The 18181-nt window shown below is 49.9% G+C and carries 23 protein-coding genes; 11 read left to right on the top strand and 12 right to left on the bottom strand.

The annotated features are described in order from the left end of the window. Positions 1-20: 20 nt before the first annotated feature. Positions 21-1106 (top strand): hypothetical protein, encoded by a 1086-nt coding sequence (locus tag FZP57_RS06855; RefSeq protein WP_010876668.1) that lies wholly within the window; start codon positions 21-23, stop codon positions 1104-1106. A 112-nt stretch (positions 1107-1218) separates the two neighbouring features. On the opposite strand, the gene sucC is transcribed toward FZP57_RS06855, so the two are convergent. From sucC to FZP57_RS09515, 12 genes are all read right to left on the bottom strand, one after another. Continuing rightward, a complete protein-coding gene (gene sucC / locus FZP57_RS06850) occupies positions 1219-2319 on the bottom strand; it encodes an ADP-forming succinate--CoA ligase subunit beta (protein WP_115892012.1) in 1101 nt (366 codons plus the stop codon). After that, on the bottom strand, positions 2316-2876 hold the full coding sequence (locus FZP57_RS06845; RefSeq protein WP_048060957.1) for a 2-oxoacid:ferredoxin oxidoreductase subunit gamma: 561 nt from the start codon (positions 2874-2876) through the stop codon (positions 2316-2318). Before FZP57_RS06845 ends, sucC begins: the two co-directional genes overlap by 4 nt. Before the next feature lies 1 nt (position 2877). Further along, complete coding sequence (gene korB / locus FZP57_RS06840; protein WP_191216119.1) at positions 2878-3738, bottom strand: 2-oxoglutarate synthase subunit KorB; 861 nt, start codon at positions 3736-3738, stop codon at positions 2878-2880. A gap of 10 nt (positions 3739-3748) precedes the next feature. Then, entirely contained in the window at positions 3749-4879 is a 1131-nt protein-coding gene (locus tag FZP57_RS06835) for a 2-oxoacid:acceptor oxidoreductase subunit alpha (RefSeq protein ID WP_191216118.1), read from the bottom strand. Next, entirely contained in the window at positions 4872-5075 is a 204-nt protein-coding gene (locus FZP57_RS06830; protein ID WP_048175649.1) for a ferredoxin family protein, read from the bottom strand. The genes FZP57_RS06835 and FZP57_RS06830 overlap by 8 nt, the downstream gene beginning before the upstream one ends. Positions 5076-5310: 235 nt before the next feature. Continuing rightward, positions 5311-5676 (bottom strand): dihydroneopterin aldolase family protein, encoded by a 366-nt coding sequence (locus FZP57_RS06825; RefSeq protein ID WP_048060955.1) that lies wholly within the window; start codon positions 5674-5676, stop codon positions 5311-5313. An 88-nt stretch (positions 5677-5764) separates the two neighbouring features. After that, the gene (locus FZP57_RS06820) at positions 5765-6487 is read right to left on the bottom strand and encodes a class E sortase (RefSeq protein WP_010876661.1); all 723 of its coding nucleotides are present in this window, start codon (positions 6485-6487) and stop codon (positions 5765-5767) included. A gap of 30 nt (positions 6488-6517) precedes the next feature. Then, a complete protein-coding gene (locus FZP57_RS06815) occupies positions 6518-7444 on the bottom strand; it encodes a hypothetical protein (RefSeq protein WP_048060954.1) in 927 nt (308 codons plus the stop codon). 53 nt (positions 7445-7497) lie between these two features. Beyond that, positions 7498-8823: a DUF515 domain-containing protein gene (locus FZP57_RS06810; RefSeq protein ID WP_010876659.1), complete on the bottom strand. Its 1326-nt coding sequence runs from the start codon at positions 8821-8823 to the stop codon at positions 7498-7500. Beyond that, positions 8824-9522 (bottom strand): archaetidylserine synthase, encoded by a 699-nt coding sequence (locus FZP57_RS06805; RefSeq protein WP_048060953.1) that lies wholly within the window; start codon positions 9520-9522, stop codon positions 8824-8826. A 42-nt stretch (positions 9523-9564) separates the two neighbouring features. After that, a complete protein-coding gene (locus FZP57_RS06800) occupies positions 9565-10041 on the bottom strand; it encodes an archaetidylserine decarboxylase (RefSeq protein WP_238338022.1) in 477 nt (158 codons plus the stop codon). Next, positions 10038-10247, bottom strand: coding sequence for a hypothetical protein (locus FZP57_RS09515; protein WP_238337879.1), 210 nt, complete (start codon positions 10245-10247; stop codon positions 10038-10040). Before FZP57_RS09515 ends, FZP57_RS06800 begins: the two co-directional genes overlap by 4 nt. A 255-nt stretch (positions 10248-10502) precedes the next feature. On the opposite strand from FZP57_RS09515, the gene FZP57_RS06795 reads away from it, so the two are divergent. The 10 genes from FZP57_RS06795 (at position 10503) to FZP57_RS06750 (ending at position 18086) form a co-directional block, all read left to right on the top strand. Then, positions 10503-11135 carry a hypothetical protein gene (locus FZP57_RS06795; protein WP_191216117.1) on the top strand — a complete coding sequence of 211 codons (633 nt, stop codon included), beginning with the start codon at positions 10503-10505 and terminating at the stop codon, positions 11133-11135. Position 11136: 1 nt separating this feature from the next. Continuing rightward, positions 11137-12210, top strand: a complete 1074-nt coding sequence (locus FZP57_RS06790) for a rod shape-determining protein (RefSeq protein ID WP_191216116.1) — start codon at positions 11137-11139, stop codon at positions 12208-12210. 18 nt (positions 12211-12228) lie between these two features. Next, entirely contained in the window at positions 12229-12858 is a 630-nt protein-coding gene (gene rnhB, locus FZP57_RS06785) for a ribonuclease HII (protein WP_074359313.1), read from the top strand. 80 nt (positions 12859-12938) lie between these two features. Beyond that, complete coding sequence (locus FZP57_RS06780) at positions 12939-13778, top strand: MotA/TolQ/ExbB proton channel family protein (protein WP_191216115.1); 840 nt, start codon at positions 12939-12941, stop codon at positions 13776-13778. A gap of 4 nt (positions 13779-13782) precedes the next feature. After that, positions 13783-14169 (top strand): biopolymer transporter ExbD, encoded by a 387-nt coding sequence (locus tag FZP57_RS06775; protein WP_074359311.1) that lies wholly within the window; start codon positions 13783-13785, stop codon positions 14167-14169. A 112-nt stretch (positions 14170-14281) separates the two neighbouring features. Continuing rightward, positions 14282-14884, top strand: a complete 603-nt coding sequence (gene purO, locus FZP57_RS06770) for an IMP cyclohydrolase (protein WP_074359310.1) — start codon at positions 14282-14284, stop codon at positions 14882-14884. A 30-nt stretch (positions 14885-14914) separates the two neighbouring features. Continuing rightward, positions 14915-15670 (top strand): coenzyme F420-0:L-glutamate ligase, encoded by a 756-nt coding sequence (locus FZP57_RS06765; RefSeq protein ID WP_074359309.1) that lies wholly within the window; start codon positions 14915-14917, stop codon positions 15668-15670. 18 nt (positions 15671-15688) lie between these two features. After that, positions 15689-16594, top strand: a complete 906-nt coding sequence (gene cofD, locus FZP57_RS06760) for a 2-phospho-L-lactate transferase (RefSeq protein WP_074359308.1) — start codon at positions 15689-15691, stop codon at positions 16592-16594. Continuing rightward, positions 16591-17340: a GTP cyclohydrolase III gene (locus tag FZP57_RS06755; protein ID WP_074359307.1), complete on the top strand. Its 750-nt coding sequence runs from the start codon at positions 16591-16593 to the stop codon at positions 17338-17340. The genes cofD and FZP57_RS06755 overlap by 4 nt, the downstream gene beginning before the upstream one ends. Continuing rightward, entirely contained in the window at positions 17337-18086 is a 750-nt protein-coding gene (locus FZP57_RS06750) for an MJ0144 family RNA dihydrouridine synthase-like protein (protein WP_238337878.1), read from the top strand. Before FZP57_RS06755 ends, FZP57_RS06750 begins: the two co-directional genes overlap by 4 nt. Positions 18087-18181 lie beyond the last annotated feature (95 nt).

Below are 18181 nucleotides of genomic sequence, written 5' to 3'. Positions count from 1 at the left end.
TATTACAATATCTCCTAATCATGTTGATAGCTCAGAATAACCTTCAGTTCATCCTGGAAGTTGCAGTGATAATCCATGTTGGCATAATTCTGCTCTTCAATGTGGTGGCGGCACCCCTCAGTCTTGTGATGTTCCTGGGGACCGTGCTGACAGTCGCACTTGCACTTATATTCTCACTGGATGCAGCTTTTCTTCTGCTACCCTTCCTATCACACCATGAATTCACCCACCCCTTCGGACCCTTCGCGGTTTTATTCTGGGTTACAATGGTTGCATCCTCAAACCTCCTCACCGAGGCAGGTATAGGATCAGCATCCGTTAAGAAACTTTCACTTCTACTCTTCTTTGTAATAGCCATCTCCGGGGGGCTGATGCACAGGTCATTCCTGGTGCTCTGGCTCCTGGGATGGGCCTTCGGTTATCTCCTCATGTCAAAGAGTTTCAGGAGGAGCACAAAGATAACCAAAAAATCGGTCCTATCATTCATCCTCGCCGGTGCTGGAGCTTTCGCCCTCATGGAGTTCCTCTCGAAGGTCCTCAATAAGAGCGTTCTGAGTCCAATGCTGAGGATCACAAGGCTTGAGGAGAACACGGTTCCAAGCCTTTCACTGGTCCTTAAAAATACGACCTTCTGGGGACATGTGCAGGGTTCCTGTTACTGGAAATCAGCCTGCCTGGGGGGCGCCGATGGATATATCACCCTCCCCATCACCATGATCCAGAACCTGGGGCTTCCATACCACATATTCTACGGGGTTCTGGTGGTTAAGAAGGACTACATCGACTACATGCTACCCGGGATCTTTGCGGTGGCCTTTGACGCGGGCTTCTTTGGGCTGCTCTTCCTCCTCTTCTGGGTTATGATAGTCACCTTCTGTGGGCTCAGTGTTCTCAGGAGGTATCAGGAGCAGAGACTCAACGGTAGCAGGATGTACCTTGGCCGGGAGGCCCTCCTTATAGGGTCCCTTGCAGCATTCCTGTCACAGAGCCTGATGGGCCTCTTCATATTCAACAGGTCATTTAACTCATCAGCCCTTCTCACATACATAATAATATCCGCCCTGGTGATGGCCCACACCGTCACCATCAAGAGGACAATCTCCTGATACTGGTGTGCATTAACCCGACGTTTCAGGGTTTGTTATAAGGAAACAGAAAAAGGGAAGCTGGCTGGAGGTTTTTTCTATTTCCAGAAAAAAGAGAAGGGGAGCTGGAGGTTTAGAGGTTTTTTGCTATCTCAACGGCCTTCTCAGCAGCCCTCTCAAGGGACGTCTCAAAGGGGATTCCTGCCTCCCGCAGGATCCTCTGACCCTCCTCCTCATTGGTTCCGGTAAGGCGTATCACAAGGGGCACGTCTCTTCTGGCATCCCTCAGGGCGTTCACAACACCCCTGGCAACATCATCGGCCCTGGTTATACCGCCAAGGACGTTGAGGAATACAACCCGGACTGAGGGATGGGATATGACGAGGTCAAGGGCCCTCCTTATGACGTCCTCTGAGGCACCGCCACCGATGTCGAGGAATGTGGCGGGTTCCCCGCCCTTCAGTTTTATGAGGTCCATTGCGGTGAGGGTTAACCCGGCACCGTTACCTATAACCGCAATATCTCCGTCGAGCTTCACAAAGGCAAACTCCTCGGGTTCATACTCCTCCATTTCCATAAATTCCCTGTGGCGGTAAATGGAGTCGTCATCCACCTCAAGCTTTGCGTCTGCTGCGATGACACTGTCCCCTGAGATGACCAGGGGGTTTATCTCTGCAAGCCTGGCATCGTACTTCCTGAAGAGCTGATATAACTTCCAGATCACTCCACCGACAGAGGGTATCAGTTCACTTTCAAGACCCATCTTCCTTGCAATCTCCCTGGCCTCATAGGGAAGAAACTCATCGAGGGGGTTGATGTGGTAGCGCACGATCTTTTCGGGGGATCTGGCTGCCAGTTCCTCTATATCAACCCCTCCCTCGGCACTGGCCATTATGAGGGGCATCTTCGCTGTCCGGTCAATGACAGCACTCACGTAGAGCTCCCGGTCTATGGGTATCTTCTCCTCTATGAGGACCTTCTCAACGGTTTCACCACGGACCTCTGAGGAAAGGAGGTCCCCGGTAACTTCAGCGACACCTGAGGGGGATGCGAACCTTATACCACCGGCCTTTCCCCTTCCACCTGTAAGGACCTGGGATTTAACTGCAACATCACACCCCAGTTCCGCAGCTATCCTTTCAGCTTCTTCAGGGGTCTCTGCAACACCTCCACGGGGGGTGCTTATACCCTCAGCCCGGAATATCTCCTTGGCGCTGTACTCATAGAACTTCATCTGCTTCCCTCCATTATAAGTTCGCGACCGGCCTGGAATGCCATGAGGTTCTTCTCCTCTGTACCTGGGGGTACGCTGTCCTTTATGGCCTCCTCAGCGGCCCTGACACTCACAATCCCTGTTGCCTCGGTGAGGGCCCCGATCATGACCATGTTGGCCACTATGGTTATGCCAACCCTTTCCTCGGCTGTTCTTGTTGCGGGGGCCCTGAAATATTTAACCTCCCGCGCCCTGATGAAATCCTCTATTTCAGCCTCAACAACCATATCAGGGTCAACTATGAGGGCCCCTCCCCTTTTGAGGTCGTCCATGTATGTCAGGAGGGCCTGATGGGACATTGCAACGAGTATATCCGGGCTCTGAACCTTGGGGTAGTCTATCTCATGGTCACTTATCACGACCTCCGCCCTTGAAGCCCCTCCCCGGGCCTCAGGGCCATAGGACTGGGTCTGAACAGCGTATAGACCATCATAGAGACTTGCAGCCTTACCAAGGACTATGCCTGCAAGTATAACTCCCTGTCCACCGAATCCAGCTATTCTGATTTCCTTTCTCACTTCAATCATCCCGGTAAGCTGATCTGATCATATCAAGGGCCCTGCCTGACTTCTCATCAACCATACTGCAGATCTTTTCGCAGAGTTCAGGCTGTGGCCTGTTTGCAAATTCTCCAACTATGATTTTACCCTCAACTTCATCTGGTTCCATCTTAAGGGCCTTCCTCCTGTTAAGGCTGTTCTCCTTCATGAACCTCATCATCTCCACCGGGGAGCGCATCCTGTTTTTCCTCCCGAAGTAGGTGGGGCACTGGGATATGGCCTCTATGAATGAGAAACCCCTGTTCTTCAGCCCCTTCTTTATGGAGTTTGCAAGCTGGAGGGGATGTGCGGTGGTCCATCGGGCCACATAACTTGCCCCGGCAGCGGTTACAAGCTCTGCAAGGTCAAATGGATCCTCAAGAGCTCCATATGGTGCGGTACTCCCATAGCTACCCTCCGGGGAAGTTGGGCTTATCTGACCGCCTGTCATCCCATATATGCTGTTGTTGATACAGATCACCGTCATGTCGATGTTCCGCCTGGCACCATGGATGAGGTGATTACCTCCTATGGCTGCGGCGTCACCATCCCCTGTGAATACAACCACGTCAAGTGAGGGGTTCCCTAGCTTGAGACCGGTTGCAAAGGATATGGGCCTTCCATGGGTTGTGTGGAGTGAGTCACAGTTAACGTAACCTGGAATCCTTGAGGAGCAGCCTATACCTGAAACCATTGCAATGTTATCAAAGTCAATGCCGGCCATCTCCATGCCCTTGAAGAAACTGTTGAGGACTATTCCATTACCACATCCTGCACAGAATATGTGTGGAAGCCTCTCCCTTCTGAGATACCTGAGGTAAGGGTTTTCTCTTTTTTCCATCTAAACACTCCTATCTGTTCATCTTCAAGATCATGTTGAGGATCTCCTCTGGCCTGTGGATCTCCCCACCAATCTTCGGGAGGAGTTCAACCTCAGCCATTCCAGCGGCAACACGCTGGACCTCATAGAACATCTGGCCGAGGTTCATTTCAACCACAAGCAGCTTCCCGGACCTCTCTGCGGCAGCCCTCACTTCGGTTTCAGGGAAGGGCCACGGTGTGTTGATCTTCAGGTACCCTGCCCTGACACCATCCTCCCGGGCCATCTTGACGGCCGTCGCAACTGAACGTGAGGGGGCTCCGTAGGAGATAACAGTTATATAGGCATCCTCTGTCAGTTCCTCCTGGACATCGCTTATCCTGTCCCTGTGCCTGAGTATCTTGTCACAGAGCCTCTTAACCAGCCTGTGGTGTCCCTCGGGGTTTGATGCGTCAGGGTAACCCCCCTCATCGTGTGTCAGTCCAGTTACGGGTATCCTGTAGCCATCACCAAAGGCCGGCATCTCAGGGACACCATCCTCAGGGGCACTGAAGGGAAGGAACTCCTCCGGGGGAACTGAGGGACCTCTCCTTTTTCTGATCTTCACACGGTCGGGGATGGTTATCTTCTCCCTCATGTGGCCCACTATTTCATCGCCCATGACCATCACCGGGACCCTGTATTCCTCTGCAAGGTTGAAGGCGCGGACCGTGAAATCGAAGCACTCCTGCACCGATGATGGGGAGAGTGCTATGATCTCGTAGTCCCCGTGGGAGCCCCACCTGGCCTGCATCATATCGCTCTGGGAGGCCATTGTGGGCTGTCCTGTGGAGGGGGAACCCCTCTGTACATTCACGATTACTAGGGGTGTTTCTGTCATGGCGGCGTATCCCACGTGCTCCTGCATGAGGGAAAAACCGGGTCCTGATGTGGCGGTCATCCCCCTGACACCACTCCAGACAGCACCTATAACAGCCCCCAGGGCCCCTATCTCATCCTCCATCTGCACAAAAACACCACCCTCCCGGGGGAGGAGGAGGGCCATTTCCTCTGCTATCTCGGTTGATGGTGTGATGGGGTAACCCGCGAAGAACCTGCACCCTGCCTTGATGGCTCCGCGTGCGCAGGCATCGTTTCCCTGGATAAAATACTCCTCAGTCATCTTCATACACCACTATCGCCTGATCTGGACACAGGAGCATGCAGAGCTTGCATCCCGTGCATTTTTCCAGATTTTCCGGGACTGGCTCATGCACACCCTTCCTGTTGAGTTCCTCTGATCTAACATAGACCCCTTCGGGGCAGAACTCTCTGCATATGTCACATCCCTTACAGAGATCTGAATCTATCTTTATCATGGTCATCTTCCATCGTGGTTCTTATCTTAGCTTTGCCTTCAGAATTTAAATAATTAATCAAGAATAATATTATTCAGAACTCAGATTATAATAAATTATCAGGGTGTTCCCTTCACCAGAGGTTTTCAGCAAAATGCCCTGTCAGTCCCGGGGTAAAGATGTGTATATTCCGGTTTTCAGGTTTTCCGGGGCCTATGTAAATCAGATACCTGAGATTCTCCATTTCATGGTTTACTCAGTCTTCTATGTACATCAGAGGATACCTGAGTTCCTCCAGGTACTCCATGCGGACGGTTACCCTTTCTGAACCATGCTCCACGGTCAACCTCACACTCAGCATGTCCCCGGTGAGGGAGACGTAACCGAATTCCCCCGCGGTTTTTCTGATCATCTCCCTGTCTATATGGACCTCAACGTCCATGATGGCTGGCTGAAGTTTTATGGATTCACTGATGGCACTCTCAAGTCCATCGGCTGTCTCGAGGCTGACAGGCGTCCCGGTGAACTGGTGGAAGAGGGCCCCCATACTTATGCCACCCTCGAATATGGCCCTCTCACGGTCTGACAGGTTTGAAAAGTACTTCTCTCCAGGTTCATTCATATCAAACACCACCAAAATCTTCAGTTTCACTCATTCCATTAAAAGCTTTTCTCCAGGGTACTGTCAATCACTTAAACTTCACTCTTTATCAAATGCCGAGGATGTTATTGAATTCCATTAACTTATCAGAGATGAATTCTGGAGGTATCGGGAACAGGTATCCCAGCACAAGGAATACAGTCAGTCCGATGACCGCTGCAAGGAGAAACCTCCTATCCTCCTCAACAGGATAGAATCGTGTAACCAGAAGTCCAGCAGAGAGGAAACCCAGGATTATTGGAATCGAGTAGTAGCTCTTCGGGTTATCGACCCTGACATTCCTCTGGTAGGGTCTTATACCCTCCAGGTGGCACTCAACTATCAGCCGCTCCCTGGTGGACCCCAGGGGGTGGCAGGTTATGAGGAAAAGCTTCGCACCCTGATTCACCGGCATCTGGTAGGAGGCCGGCACAATGAATGACCTGTTAACACGGTATTCAGCAAATCCTACGCCCGGCCAGTTCAGGTATACACTGTCCCCTGCCCTGAGTTTATCCAGGTGAAGGAAGGGGGAACCATAGAGGGTCCTGTGCCCGAAGAGTATAACCGTCCGGTTTCCGGGAGGGTAGGACATGGGTTCATGGTACACCCCGTAGAAGACTGACCTGTTGTTGATGGTCTCTGTGAGGTTTATGGAGGGTACTTCAATGACAGGGGCCCTTACATCAGGACGGTGTACTGTTACCTGGGATGAATAAAAACTCACCTCAATGAGGGCGTAGAGGGATACTATGAACATGCCTGCGATTATCAGAAGAGTTGATGCTCTCATGTCCCTGAAAATAAAAAAATGGTTGGTGGATCAGCGCATGATCCTTGTGTATGCAACTGCGGCTGCTGTCACCAGCACACCGATCACCAGGGGCCCGTAGGGCGCACCGGTCTTAGCCCCTGAAGTGGATGCTGCTGATGTTCCAGTGGCTCCATAGAGGGTGCCTGGAGGGTAGTATCCGCTGCCCCTTGAGCCGTTACCACTGACCTTGGCTGGCCATTCGTAGGTATAGACGAACCTCTGTGATGTCTCGGGCTCCATTGTGACATCCCAGGCAGCCACCTGTGTGCTCACAAAGAGGTCATCATCCACGAAGGCCTTTGGACTGCTGTATATGAGCTTGGAGTTTGCAGGGGCTATTGGGGCCCTCACGATTCCAGAGACGGATTCCTCATCCAGGTTTATCAGTGTGAATCCGAAGGTCCCCTTCCAGTACTTGAGGTCAAGTGAGGGGTTCAGCACCTCTATCTCATTTGGCATGAACCATGAAGCCATGAGGCCTGGCTCGTTTATGAGGGGCCAGTAGTTGCTGTCATCAGATTCAACGTTAACGATGTAGCTGGGTATCTCCCCCATGTCACCTGTGGCCTGAAGGCCGAAGGACACGGTCTTTGTCTCTCCAGGCTTAATCTTCCATCCATAGTCCCCTCCAAGTTCAGGGCTCCTTGATTTAACCATCTTAAGCGCTGCAGGATCTGTCCACTGAATCAGCCATTTTATGGTGCTGTTCTCAGTCAGACTTCCCTGGTATACATGCCCTATCTTGAAGTACTGAACATTGTTATCATTGTTCTTTATCTTAACGGTGATAACAGCTGTGAGATCCTTCAACCTGAAACTTGTTGCTTCCGGCTTCTCCTTGACCCAGGTCTCCTTTGCAGCGGAGCCTGTATCTGAAACTCCCAGGACAGAAATAATAAATATTGCCATTATAGCCGTATACACCAATTTTTTCATAAGCATCCCCACATAAAATATTAAATAAGAAATTAATTAATTTTTTGTTTTGGTTAACCGTATATTCTCTGCAGCTCCTGTATCATCCACTGGGGCGCGTTCTGTGTTGGTACTGTAAGGATTATGCTGTTCATGTTCTGTATCAGGAACAGGACATCTTCCCTTGGGACCTCCAGTATGATGAGGTAGTTGGTGTCCAGCTCACCCAGATTTGATGATCTTTCGTAATCTGAGAGTCTTATACCGTAATTCTGGAGTATGGCGTTGATCTCTGCCTCATTGAGTCCTCCTGATGCTGCAGCCCTCAGCAGCTGCTCAACATCAGTTGATGATGCCCTCTCATTTTCGCTCTGTGAGGTTATACTGTTCAGTGTAAGTCTCTGAGTGTTAAGTATTCGCGCATCAACGGCTCCACTGTCCTTTGACCGGAGAATTGCAAGTACGGTGGCGCCACTTATACGGGGTGTTGATGTCGCTGCTGATGTGTTGTTGCCGGTCGCATTCTGGTTGAGGTAGACGTCCACCATATCCCCCACACTTATAAGCCCACCGGCGGCCTGCAGTCTTGTTATCATGATGGGCACGGCAACTGTATCCGGGGTCTGGATCTGTGTGTTGGCAAGCACGGTTGCATCCGCCTGGCTCACGAATTTCTTGGCATCATCAACCTTCATTATCACACGTTTCTCCTGGTTGTTATCGGTGTAGTTCACCATGACCCTGCCTACCCGGTCCTTCTTGATGTTAATCTGCTGGTTCTGGTAGGTGCGCCAGGACTGTGTGGCTGGCCCCACAACATCAACTGCAAGGGCTTCCTCCGGCGTCACCGCGGCGTCTATCTGGGCAAGTATGGCCTGTTTCTGGGGATCCGTTGCAAGGGGACCCTTGAAGAGGGCGTCGACCTCGGCGATCTTTGTGGCCTTGGCATTCTGGAGGGTCTCCTGGTATGGCTGGTAGACCAGGAAGTAGTACCCTGCCCCTGCAAGCACAAGGATGATAAGGCCGAATACAAGGGCACCTATTATGGTTCTCTGTTCCTCCTCAGGGATTCTCCTCCCTATACCACCCGAGGGACCCTCTGGCTTCTTGGGTGGTGGTGTGAGCCTTGGCCTTGGCTTTTCACTGCCTAAACGCGGCTTTGGTTTTTCCCCACCTTTAAGTGGCTTCCGGTTTTCTGAATTCTCAGGAGGTTTAAGTCTTGGGCGGGGTTTGGGCATGGGGCGGGGTTTTTTCTTATCAGAACCACTCCCACCACTGAATTTGCCCACAAGTCCCTTCAGTTTACCCCCAATGTCAGAATCGCCTTTATCGTTGTTTTTACGGAGGTCAGGAGGATTATTCTTTTTATCCCTATCATTACCCTTAATCTTGTCCAGCATTCAGATCACATCTCTTTTAGGTAGTATGGGCACTGCAATATAGGTCAAAGTAGCGATGAAAAGTATTATCGCCACGGGACCTGCTACAACACTGGCGGCCTGGAGGATTTCTACGGCTGCAACCGAGATTATGGTCGCGATTATCAGTATGAGGGCTGTAGAGGCCCCCATACCATCCACCCGCGGATATTCTATGCTGCTTATCATCAGAACTGAAACTGCAATCATTATGAAGGCAGCACTCAGTTCGCTATAAAATCCCGTGAGATAGAATGATGATATTGTAACAGCCGCCACGGGTATTGGCAGACCCGTGAAGTTCTTCCCACCCCCTGTGAGAACATTGAACCTTGAAAGTCTCAGTATACCACATAATACTATTAAGGGACCCACTAATATATTAATATATCGAAAATCAACGGCCGCTGAATAGATGAGAATTGCTGGGGCAACACCAAAGGAGATCACATCCGAAAGGGAATCCATGTTTTTGCCGAATCCATGGATATCAATTCTTCCTGTTTTTCGCGCAACCCACCCGTCAAGGGAATCAAATAATACTGCAAGAAGCATAAGTATGCATGCGGCGTTAAGGGAACCGTCAATGGATAGCAGAATGGACAGATAACCAGAAGATGCATTTAACATTGATAAAAGATCTGGAAGAGCTATAAATGAGGTTATTTTTTTATCGTTCATCAACCGCCACCTGTTTTACTTATAATCTGGTGTAGTCATCATTCACTGCACATTAACCCTTTTTTTGCCTGGATTGAACCTTGCCACCACTGTCTCCCCGGCCATGGGTCTTGAACCGGTTTTCACAAGCACCTCACAGTTCTCAGGCAGTACCAGGTCAACCCTGGAGCCGAATCTTATCATACCTATACGGTCGCCCCTCTCCACATATTCGCCTTCTTTAACGTACTGAACGATTCTCCTTGCAACGAAGCCCGCTATCTGGATAACACCAACGTTCCCATAATCTGTTTTTATTACAATTAAGTTTTTTTCGTTTTCAGTGAGTACCCTTGAACGGGCCACCTGGAATCTCCCATCAACATGCTCGGTGTATATCACCTTCCCGGAGACAGGGGCCCTGTTAACATGGACATCGAAGGGTGACATGAAGGTACTTATGAGGATACCACCACTCCCATCAGGGAATATCCTGTCAATGAGGGGGTAGTCTGATCCCACCCGTTCTATCCTGTCTATCTTACCTGAAAGGCGCCTTCCATCTGCAGGGGCAATGATGAGGTCCTCATCAGAGGGGGGATCCTGTCAGGGTCCCGGAAGAACTGCATCATGAAGGCTATAACCGTGAACATGAGTATGCCTATGGCATGGTAACCAAATAGCAGAGGAATTGTGGCCACACTCACGAGGAAGCTGGCCCTCTTTGCAACACCCTTTACAAACAAATAACTCACCTGTTCCCATTACCGGTAATATGATCTGATAGGTTTCTTCTCACATGGAGTTCACGGTGACATGAACATTTCACATGGAGTTCACAGCGATATGAACACCATATGATGAACCTCAGAATGTGATATGCCGGTGAAAGATATATATACTCATGTACTGAAGATTAAATGTAATCCAAGTTAAAAGAGTAGCTTCCCTCTGATGGGGGAACTTCATTCTACAAGTTCCTTCTGGCAGATGTGATGGTGATGATAGAAAGCAAGATAAAGGTCCTCAGGAAGGCCGCGAAGGTTTCAACGACCCAGAGTTCAGATAAACTGTGGGCGGTCATTGCAGGTAACGAGGACATGGTTAACTCGGTTGCCTACGAGTCGATTGCTTCAAAGGATCTTGTGAAGATACTTTTCAGAGAGCACGTTACCATCAGGGATTCCTTTGTAAGAAAAAGATTTGATTTTATAATGGTCTATGGTGACAGTAACAAGATAAGGGACCTTTCACTTATCTGTAAGGATAACGGGGGCGCCTTCATCAAGATAGCCCCCTACTATGTTGAGAACGAACCCAACCTTGTACTTCTAGTAGCACCAGAGGATGCAATGAAGAAATTTGCAGGGGAAGCTGAAAAAAACAGCATAGGATTCTCATTCATCCTTGAAGACAGGACAACGGGTTTCATAGAAACTGATGTTTATCTGACAGAGAAACTCTCAGGCTTCATAAGGAACATAGTAGACCCCCTATTCAAGGTCACCGATGTTGTCCTTGTAACACTTCTCATCTCTGTCCATGAAAGGGAGGACGTCAGGAGGATATGTGAGATAGCATCAAGAAATAACATATTTGCAGTTGACTTTAAAGACATATTCGAGGAGGAGTAGAATGTTTTCATTTGGAAAGAAGAACGAGGAAAAAAAAGATGAAAAAAGGGCGGCCATTGCCAACACCCTTGGCATAGACCTCGGTACCCTCAACACAGTTGTTGCCAAGCCAGCAGGGGACAAATTTGATATTTACAAGATTCCTTCAGTCGTGGCCGTGAAGAAGGATGACCCCTCATATGTCCTTGCAGTGGGTGAAGAGGCAAAGATGATGCTCGGAAGGACCCCTGAAGACATCATAGCAGTAAGACCCCTCAGGAAGGGTGTCATTGAGAGTGTGGCCCAGGCGGAGGCCCTGCTTGTATATGCAATGGAGCTCGGTGCAGGGGACTCTGAATCCATAGATAGGATTGTGATAGGCATACCTGGGGATGCATCAGAGGTTGAGAGGAACGCTGTGGAAGAGATAGGGAGAAAGGCAGGGGCAAATTATGTTCTTGTCATAAGTGAGGGTCTGGCAGCCGCCATAGGTGCGGGTCTACCAATAGCAGAGGCCTCAGGTACCATGGTGGTGGATATAGGTGCGGGTTCAAGTGACATTGTTGTAATATCCCTTGGAGGAATCACCGACATCGAGACCATAAGGATTGGCGGTGACGATATAGACAGCAACATAGTTGAACTTGTAAAGGAAAAATTCAACGTGGAAATAGGCATACATGAAGCAGAGAAGGCCAAGATAGAGGTTGGAATGGTCAAATGCAGCGAAGACCTTGAGAATCTCAAGACGGTAGTTATAGGGAAGTGCATGGAAACAAACAAACCCAAGAAGGTTGAAATAGATTCTGAAATGGTTGCTGAGGCCGCCGAACCACTTGTTAAAGGTATAGTCAACTCCATAGCCGCCGTGCTTGAAAGGCTCTCACCTGAACTGATCTCTGGTGTCTACAATAAGACCGTGGTTGTGGGTGGAACCTCACAGCTCAGAGGCATTAAGGAGAGGATATTTGAAGAGGTGGGCATCCCTGTTGAGATATCCGACGACCCCATGACCGTGGTTGCAAAGGGAGCCGCAATTGTCGCAGCTGAACCAAGGGCCCTTGAGCCGGAGGTAAGGCTGAAGGCCATGAAATAAAATTATTTTTTTGATTGCATGAAGGTCCTTGGAATTGATGAAGCAGGCAGGGGCCCGGTCATAGGACCCCTTGTGGTTGCCGGGGTGATGGTTCCTGAGAGGAAATTCTCGATACTCAGGAAGATGGGTATAAAAGACTCGAAGAAACTCACCCCTGAGAGGAGACGGTTCCTTGCAAGGAAGATACAGAGAATCGCAAGGGTCTTCACGGTGAAAATCAGCGCCTCAGATATCGATGCGATGCGTGCCCGTGGATTCAACCTCAATGAAATAGAGAAGATAGCAATAAGGCGGATAATCATGGAGGCCCAGCCGGACCGTGTCATAATAGACTCGGTTGATGTGAAGCCCTCAAGGCTTGAGGATGAGATCAGGGCACACTTCAAGGATATGGAGGTGAAGGCCGAGCATGGTGCAGACGCCCGCTATTACCCTGTTGCAGCAGCATCAATAATAGCCAAGGTTGAAAGGGACCTTGAGATAGAGAAGATAAGGAAGAAAAACCGCAAACTCGGGGATATAGGTTCAGGTTACCCAAGCGATCCAAGGACGAAGAGGTTTCTTGAGGGATTCAGCTACGATGAACTGCCTGACTTTGTCAGGAAATCATGGGCAACTGTTAAGAAAAAGAAGGAAGGCCATGATTAACACTTTCCAGGTACATGTGATGAAGACCACTATTTTTAAATATCCCTGTTTCGCAAATACCCTTCCAGGTGATGTTTAACATGTTCCCTGATCAGATCATCAACTTCTTCGCCACCATCCTTGAGATGTTCAGGAGCGGCGGTGCAATAACATATATAATAGCCATCATGGGAATCTACGGCTTCATAACATCAGTTGAGAAGATAAACTACCTCAGAAGGATTTCACGGATAAGCACACCCCAGATAATAGGGACAGTCAACGATTCAATGGAGAGGGGCGGTGCCCTCGAGGCCCTCAGGGAGATCGGCCAGTACCAGAACCCTGTCTCCAGCATCATCTCCGAGGCCCTAAAGATAGGTTACAGGAACCGGTCAGAGGTTGAGGATGCCATGGAACGCGTCTTCATCGTTGAGATGAGCAACATGACAAAGGGCCTGGGAACCCTCAGGACCATCATAGAGGTTGCCCCGATGCTGGGACTCATCGGGACCGTGATAGGGATCTGGTACACCTTCAGGGCCCTGGGTGTGAATGCTGACCCCGCTGCAATGGCTGAGGGGATCTACGTGGCCCTCATAACAACAATACTTGGACTTGCAGTTGCAATAATCCTCATGCCGCTCTACTCCTACATAACATCACGGATAGATGATGAGATCGATAAGATTGAACTCATAAAGAAGATGACAAACTGGGGATACGCCGTCATGAGGATAAGGGTCGATGGAGACGTTGATGAGGTCGTCGAGGCCCTGATGGAGTCTGATGGGGTGGTTAGTGTAAGGAAACTGGATGATGATGATGCCAACCTATCAGTGGCATTCAAGCCGAGCATGCTTGAGAAGAGCATAAACAATATAATACTTGAAAGGTGCGGTAGAAGCGCCGAGATAATTGAAAGCAAGCTGAGGCAGTGATCAGATGCCCCTTGACACGGACAGGTACAGGCGCAAAATCCACGGGAAACCCCGCTTTAACATGGTCCCATTCATCGACATACTCTTCACAATACTGATTTTCCTTGTTGTCACCGCAACCTTCGGTGGTGGAGGGCAGGGATCCTCAGGAAAACCCGAGATAGCCGAGAACACAGGACCATCAGAGTATTACCTCATACCTGTTGCAGGTTTAAGTAAGGTTACCGTAAACGGGGTTGACATGTCAGGGCACATAAAAAACAGTGCCGTGGCGGTCCATACAAGGGTTATTGATGAGGGCGAGATAATCATAAGGCCGAAGGAAGGAGCTATAATCATAACGACCCCTCCAGACCTGCCTGTTGAGAGGGCTGTGAGAACACCATCATGATCATCAACGGATTGCTCAGGGGGATTTAACTCTTTCGGCGGGAAATCCCTTCCATCAGGAGGGATAGTTCACATAAGGTCATCAAATGACAAATAAAACTGGAGGTTGGTTTATGTATCTTGGAAGAATTCTTGCAGCTGGAAGGAACAGTGAAGGAGCCTTTGTGGCCTACAGGGTTTCAAGCAGGTCCTTCCCCAACAGGACCACGAAGGTCTTTGAGGACAGGGTGTCCGTGATACCCGTTGAGGGACATGAGGGTGATGTCTTCAGGAACCCCTACATAGCATACAACTGCATCCGCATAGTGGATGATACGGCGGTTGTTTCAAACGGAGCCCACACCGATACCATTGCAGATAAGATAGCCCTTGGAATGAACCTCAAGGATGCAATGGGATTCTCCCTCCTTGCAATGGACTATGAGAAGGATGAACTCAACACACCAAGGATAGCAGCGGCCATCGATGCAAGGGAGGCATTCATCGGTATAGTAACGGCCGACGGCATCACCGTTAAAAGGATCCCTGATAATGAATCAATGTACATCTCCACCTATGAACAGATAGAACCGGCACCCACACAATTCGAGGCTGCTGATGCAGACGAAGCAGCAAAGTTCATACTCGAAGGGGGTGAATTCGCAGGCTTCACCCACCCGGTGACAGCCGCGGCAGCATTTAACAGTGGAGACGGATGGAAACTGAGCAGGGTCTGAACTTTACTCCCTAAAAAATCAGGTGCTTGAATGGAGATCAAATTAATCGGTATTCAGGGCATGCCACTTGTAGAGCGCGGGGATGATATCCCTGAACTCATAGTCAGGGCCCTTGATTTCAGCGGCCAGGAACTCATGGACGGCGACATCATAGTAATAGCAGAAACCATAGTGTCCAAGGCAGAGGGCAACACCATTGATCTGAATAAAATAAGTCCATCAGAGAAGGCCCTTGAGATGGCTGAGAAGACAGGGAAGGATCCGCATCTGGTGGAGGCCATCCTCTCAGAGTCCGCTGACGTGATAAGGGTCGGCCATAACTTCATAGTATCAGAGACCCGGCATGGTTTTGTATGTGCAAATGCAGGTATTGATGAATCAAATGTTAGTGAGGGACTTGCAACGCCACTGCCAGCGGACCCTGATCTTAGCGCAGAACGGATACTGAGGGGTTTAACTGAAAGGTCAGGCAGGGAAATTGCTGTGATAATCTCGGACACCCAGGGAAGGCCCTTCAGGGTGGGAGCCGTGGGGGTTGCCGTGGGGGTTGCAGGCATGGCTCCCCTCTGGGACCGTAAGGGTGAGAGGGACCTCTATGGTCGGAGATTGCAGACAACGGAGATTGCAGTGGCAGATGAAATGGCGGCGGCAGCATCAATGGTGATGGGGCAGGCAGATGAGGGTGTGCCTGCAGTTATTATCAGGGGCTACAGATGGGACCACCTCAAGGCTGACGGGGGGATCAGGGACCTCCTGAGACCCAGGGAAATGGATGTTTTCCGGTGATCTGCAGGGTGTGAATTCATGATAACTGTACTGTCGGGCGGAACAGGAACACCCAAGCTCCTCCAGGGACTTGTAAGGCTCGTTGACCCTGAGGATATCACTGTTGTTGTAAACACGGTTGAGAACGGTTATTTTTCAGGGGTATACGTTGCACCAGATGTTGACACGGTCATCTACACCCTTGCAGGCATCATAAACGAGGATACATGGTACGGTGTGAAGGACGATACATTCATAACCCATGAGACACTCTCGGAACTCGGATGCCCTGAACTCCTGAGGATCGGTGACAGGGACAGGGCATTCAAGATTCAGAAAACACTTCTCCTTGAGGACCATCCACTTCACAGGGCAGTTGACGTACAGTGCAGGGCCCTGGGTGTGAGGTCAAGGGTCCTCCCCATGAGCAACCAGGACTCGGATATAACCATAGTTACGGATGAGGGTGAAATGGGGTTCCACACCTTCCTCATTGAAAGAGGTTCGGAGCCCCGGGTCCTTGATGTGAGGTTCAGTGAGGTTGAACCGGCACCGGGTGTTATTGATGCAGTGGAATCTGCCGACCTGGTCATAATAGGACCATCAAATCCCGTCACATCCATCGGACCGATAATAGGTACCTCAGGCGTGAGGAAGGCCCTTAAAAATTCCCCTGTTTATGCAGTATCCCCCTTTGCAGGGGATAAGCCCTTCAGCGGTCCTGCAGGTAAGTTCATGAGGGCATGGGGTTACAGTGCGTCAAGCCTGGGTGTTGCAGAAATCTACAGGGACTTCCTTGACAGGCTCATAATAGATGAAGTTGACGCTCACCTTAAGGGAGAAATAGAAAAACTAATAAAAGATGTGGAAATAACAAAGACCATCATGAAAAACATAGGGGATAAAATAATGCTGGCCAGAATACTTTTGGGTGAAATATTATGATACAGATGACCTTAATTCAGATAGACAACTACGGGCCATGGACGGTCACACCAGCTCCACGAAATGAGGCGGATCTCCAGATACTCCAGGCAGAGCTTTACGCTGACCTCCAGCGGCAGTTTGCAGCCCATCAGGGGCTTGTTTTCTTCACAAGGTTTGACAACATGCTGGCAGTCACAAATGGTATGGATATTGAGGACCACAGGAGGATACAGAATTCAATAGCCAACCGTTACCCCATAACCGTAAGTATGGGTGTGGGTGCGGCTGAGACACCCTACGATGCCCAGAAGAACGCTTCAAGGGCCCTGCAGAGTCATGGGGGGGCTCAGTCAGAGGAGAGAAAAGAGGTGCTCGCCATAGACGGTCTTGTGGATGAGGGATACGTTCAGATCGCCCACCTTGATATAAACGGTATAACCGAGACAATGACTGACATCGTCCCTGCCTATGACACTTCCTTCATTGTGAACAGGGTTCAGCACTTCTTAATGAAGAAGCTCATCAAGGAGGGGGCTCTTCTCTTCTTTATAGGTGGAGATAACTTCATGTCACCCTGTAATGGTCTGGAGCCCCAGGGACTACTGAGGATAATCAATGAGATAGATGATGAGATAAACGTTGCGCTTAAAGCAGGGATCGGTAAGGCCCCAACCGCCGAGAAGGCAGCAAACCTTGCTGATCTGGCCCTTGAGGAGATCAGGGGTGGATTCACCTACGACCTTGTCCATGTGATTAAGGAATGACCCGTGAGAACTGTCTGAGGGTACTGGCACCCATGGCAGGAATCTCTGATGCAGAGTTCTGCCTTAAACTCATCCCCTATGGCTTTGACATGGTCACCCTCGGAGGATACAATGCAGACATGGAGACCTGCAGGGCAGGTAGACTCATAATTGGGAGGGGCAGACCAGAATTTGATTTTGACTTCAATGAACTACCCGCGGTGGTTGCTGAAGAAGCATCAAAGATAAAGGACAGGTTTGATGTCAGGGTTTCCGTGAACCTCAGGGCCACAGAACCTGAGGGGATCATAGAGATATCCAGACTGGATCCGGTTGATGTTGTTGAGATCAATGCCCACTGCAGGCAGCCCGAGATAACCCGCACCGGGGCGGGTCAGGCAATGCTCCTTGAACCCGAGTTCCTGGGCGACTTCACCCGTGAGGTTGTAAGGAAGGCGGCCTCAGAGGTGTCGGTGAAGATAAGGGGAAACGTTCCAGAGGCAGATACGGTCCTGATATCTGAGATCCTTGACCAGGAGGGCTGCAGCTACATACACCTTGATGCCATGAAACCCGGTGTTGATAGAGCCGACCTTGAACTGGTATCGCGGGTTTCAGGGGCGGTCAGGAGGGCAAGGATTATAGGCAACAACTCAATAAGGGACCTGAGATCTGCAAGGGCAATGCTTGATGCCGGGGCAGACGGCGTATCGGTTGCAAGGGCAGCCCTCTCAGGGAGACTATCCTTCAGCCTCAGCAAACTCTGAAAATTTAATTTCGACTAAAAATTTAGGAAAATTTTAATAGGGATTTCCATCAAAGGAATATACAGTTCATGTTTAATGGATCATATTGATTCTGG

The organism is Methanothermobacter sp. THM-1, assembly GCF_009914355.1.
GTDB lineage: Archaea > Methanobacteriota > Methanobacteria > Methanobacteriales > Methanothermobacteraceae > Methanothermobacter > Methanothermobacter wolfei.
The sequence above is the reverse complement of the archived record's forward strand: the minus strand, read 5'-3'. Positions and strand labels throughout refer to the sequence as shown.

Bases quoted from the DNA above. Each gene is read 5' to 3' on its own strand.
- FZP57_RS06780 (WP_191216115.1), top strand. From the start codon at position 12,939: ATGTTCCCTGATCAGATCATCAACTTCTTCGCCACCATCCTTGAGATG.
- FZP57_RS06775 (WP_074359311.1), top strand. From the start codon at position 13,783: ATGCCCCTTGACACGGACAGGTACAGGCGCAAAATCCACGGGAAACCC.
- FZP57_RS06805 (WP_048060953.1), bottom strand. From the start codon at position 9,522: ATGAACGATAAAAAAATAACCTCATTTATAGCTCTTCCAGATCTTTTA.
- FZP57_RS06755 (WP_074359307.1), top strand. From the start codon at position 16,591: ATGATACAGATGACCTTAATTCAGATAGACAACTACGGGCCATGGACG.
- FZP57_RS06815 (WP_048060954.1), bottom strand. From the start codon at position 7,444: ATGAAAAAATTGGTGTATACGGCTATAATGGCAATATTTATTATTTCT.
- FZP57_RS06790 (WP_191216116.1), top strand. From the start codon at position 11,137: ATGTTTTCATTTGGAAAGAAGAACGAGGAAAAAAAAGATGAAAAAAGG.
- FZP57_RS06810 (WP_010876659.1), bottom strand. From the start codon at position 8,823: ATGCTGGACAAGATTAAGGGTAATGATAGGGATAAAAAGAATAATCCT.
- FZP57_RS06765 (WP_074359309.1), top strand. From the start codon at position 14,915: ATGGAGATCAAATTAATCGGTATTCAGGGCATGCCACTTGTAGAGCGC.
- FZP57_RS06835 (WP_191216118.1), bottom strand. From the start codon at position 4,879: ATGACTGAGGAGTATTTTATCCAGGGAAACGATGCCTGCGCACGCGGA.
- purO (WP_074359310.1), top strand. From the start codon at position 14,282: ATGTATCTTGGAAGAATTCTTGCAGCTGGAAGGAACAGTGAAGGAGCC.
- FZP57_RS06820 (WP_010876661.1), bottom strand. From the start codon at position 6,487: ATGAGAGCATCAACTCTTCTGATAATCGCAGGCATGTTCATAGTATCC.
- FZP57_RS06825 (WP_048060955.1), bottom strand. From the start codon at position 5,676: ATGAATGAACCTGGAGAGAAGTACTTTTCAAACCTGTCAGACCGTGAG.
- FZP57_RS06855 (WP_010876668.1), top strand. From the start codon at position 21: ATGTTGATAGCTCAGAATAACCTTCAGTTCATCCTGGAAGTTGCAGTG.
- rnhB (WP_074359313.1), top strand. From the start codon at position 12,229: ATGAAGGTCCTTGGAATTGATGAAGCAGGCAGGGGCCCGGTCATAGGA.
- FZP57_RS06750 (WP_238337878.1), top strand. From the start codon at position 17,337: ATGACCCGTGAGAACTGTCTGAGGGTACTGGCACCCATGGCAGGAATC.
- sucC (WP_115892012.1), bottom strand. From the start codon at position 2,319: ATGAAGTTCTATGAGTACAGCGCCAAGGAGATATTCCGGGCTGAGGGT.
- korB (WP_191216119.1), bottom strand. From the start codon at position 3,738: ATGGAAAAAAGAGAAAACCCTTACCTCAGGTATCTCAGAAGGGAGAGG.
- FZP57_RS06795 (WP_191216117.1), top strand. From the start codon at position 10,503: ATGATAGAAAGCAAGATAAAGGTCCTCAGGAAGGCCGCGAAGGTTTCA.
- cofD (WP_074359308.1), top strand. From the start codon at position 15,689: ATGATAACTGTACTGTCGGGCGGAACAGGAACACCCAAGCTCCTCCAG.
- FZP57_RS06830 (WP_048175649.1), bottom strand. From the start codon at position 5,075: ATGATAAAGATAGATTCAGATCTCTGTAAGGGATGTGACATATGCAGA.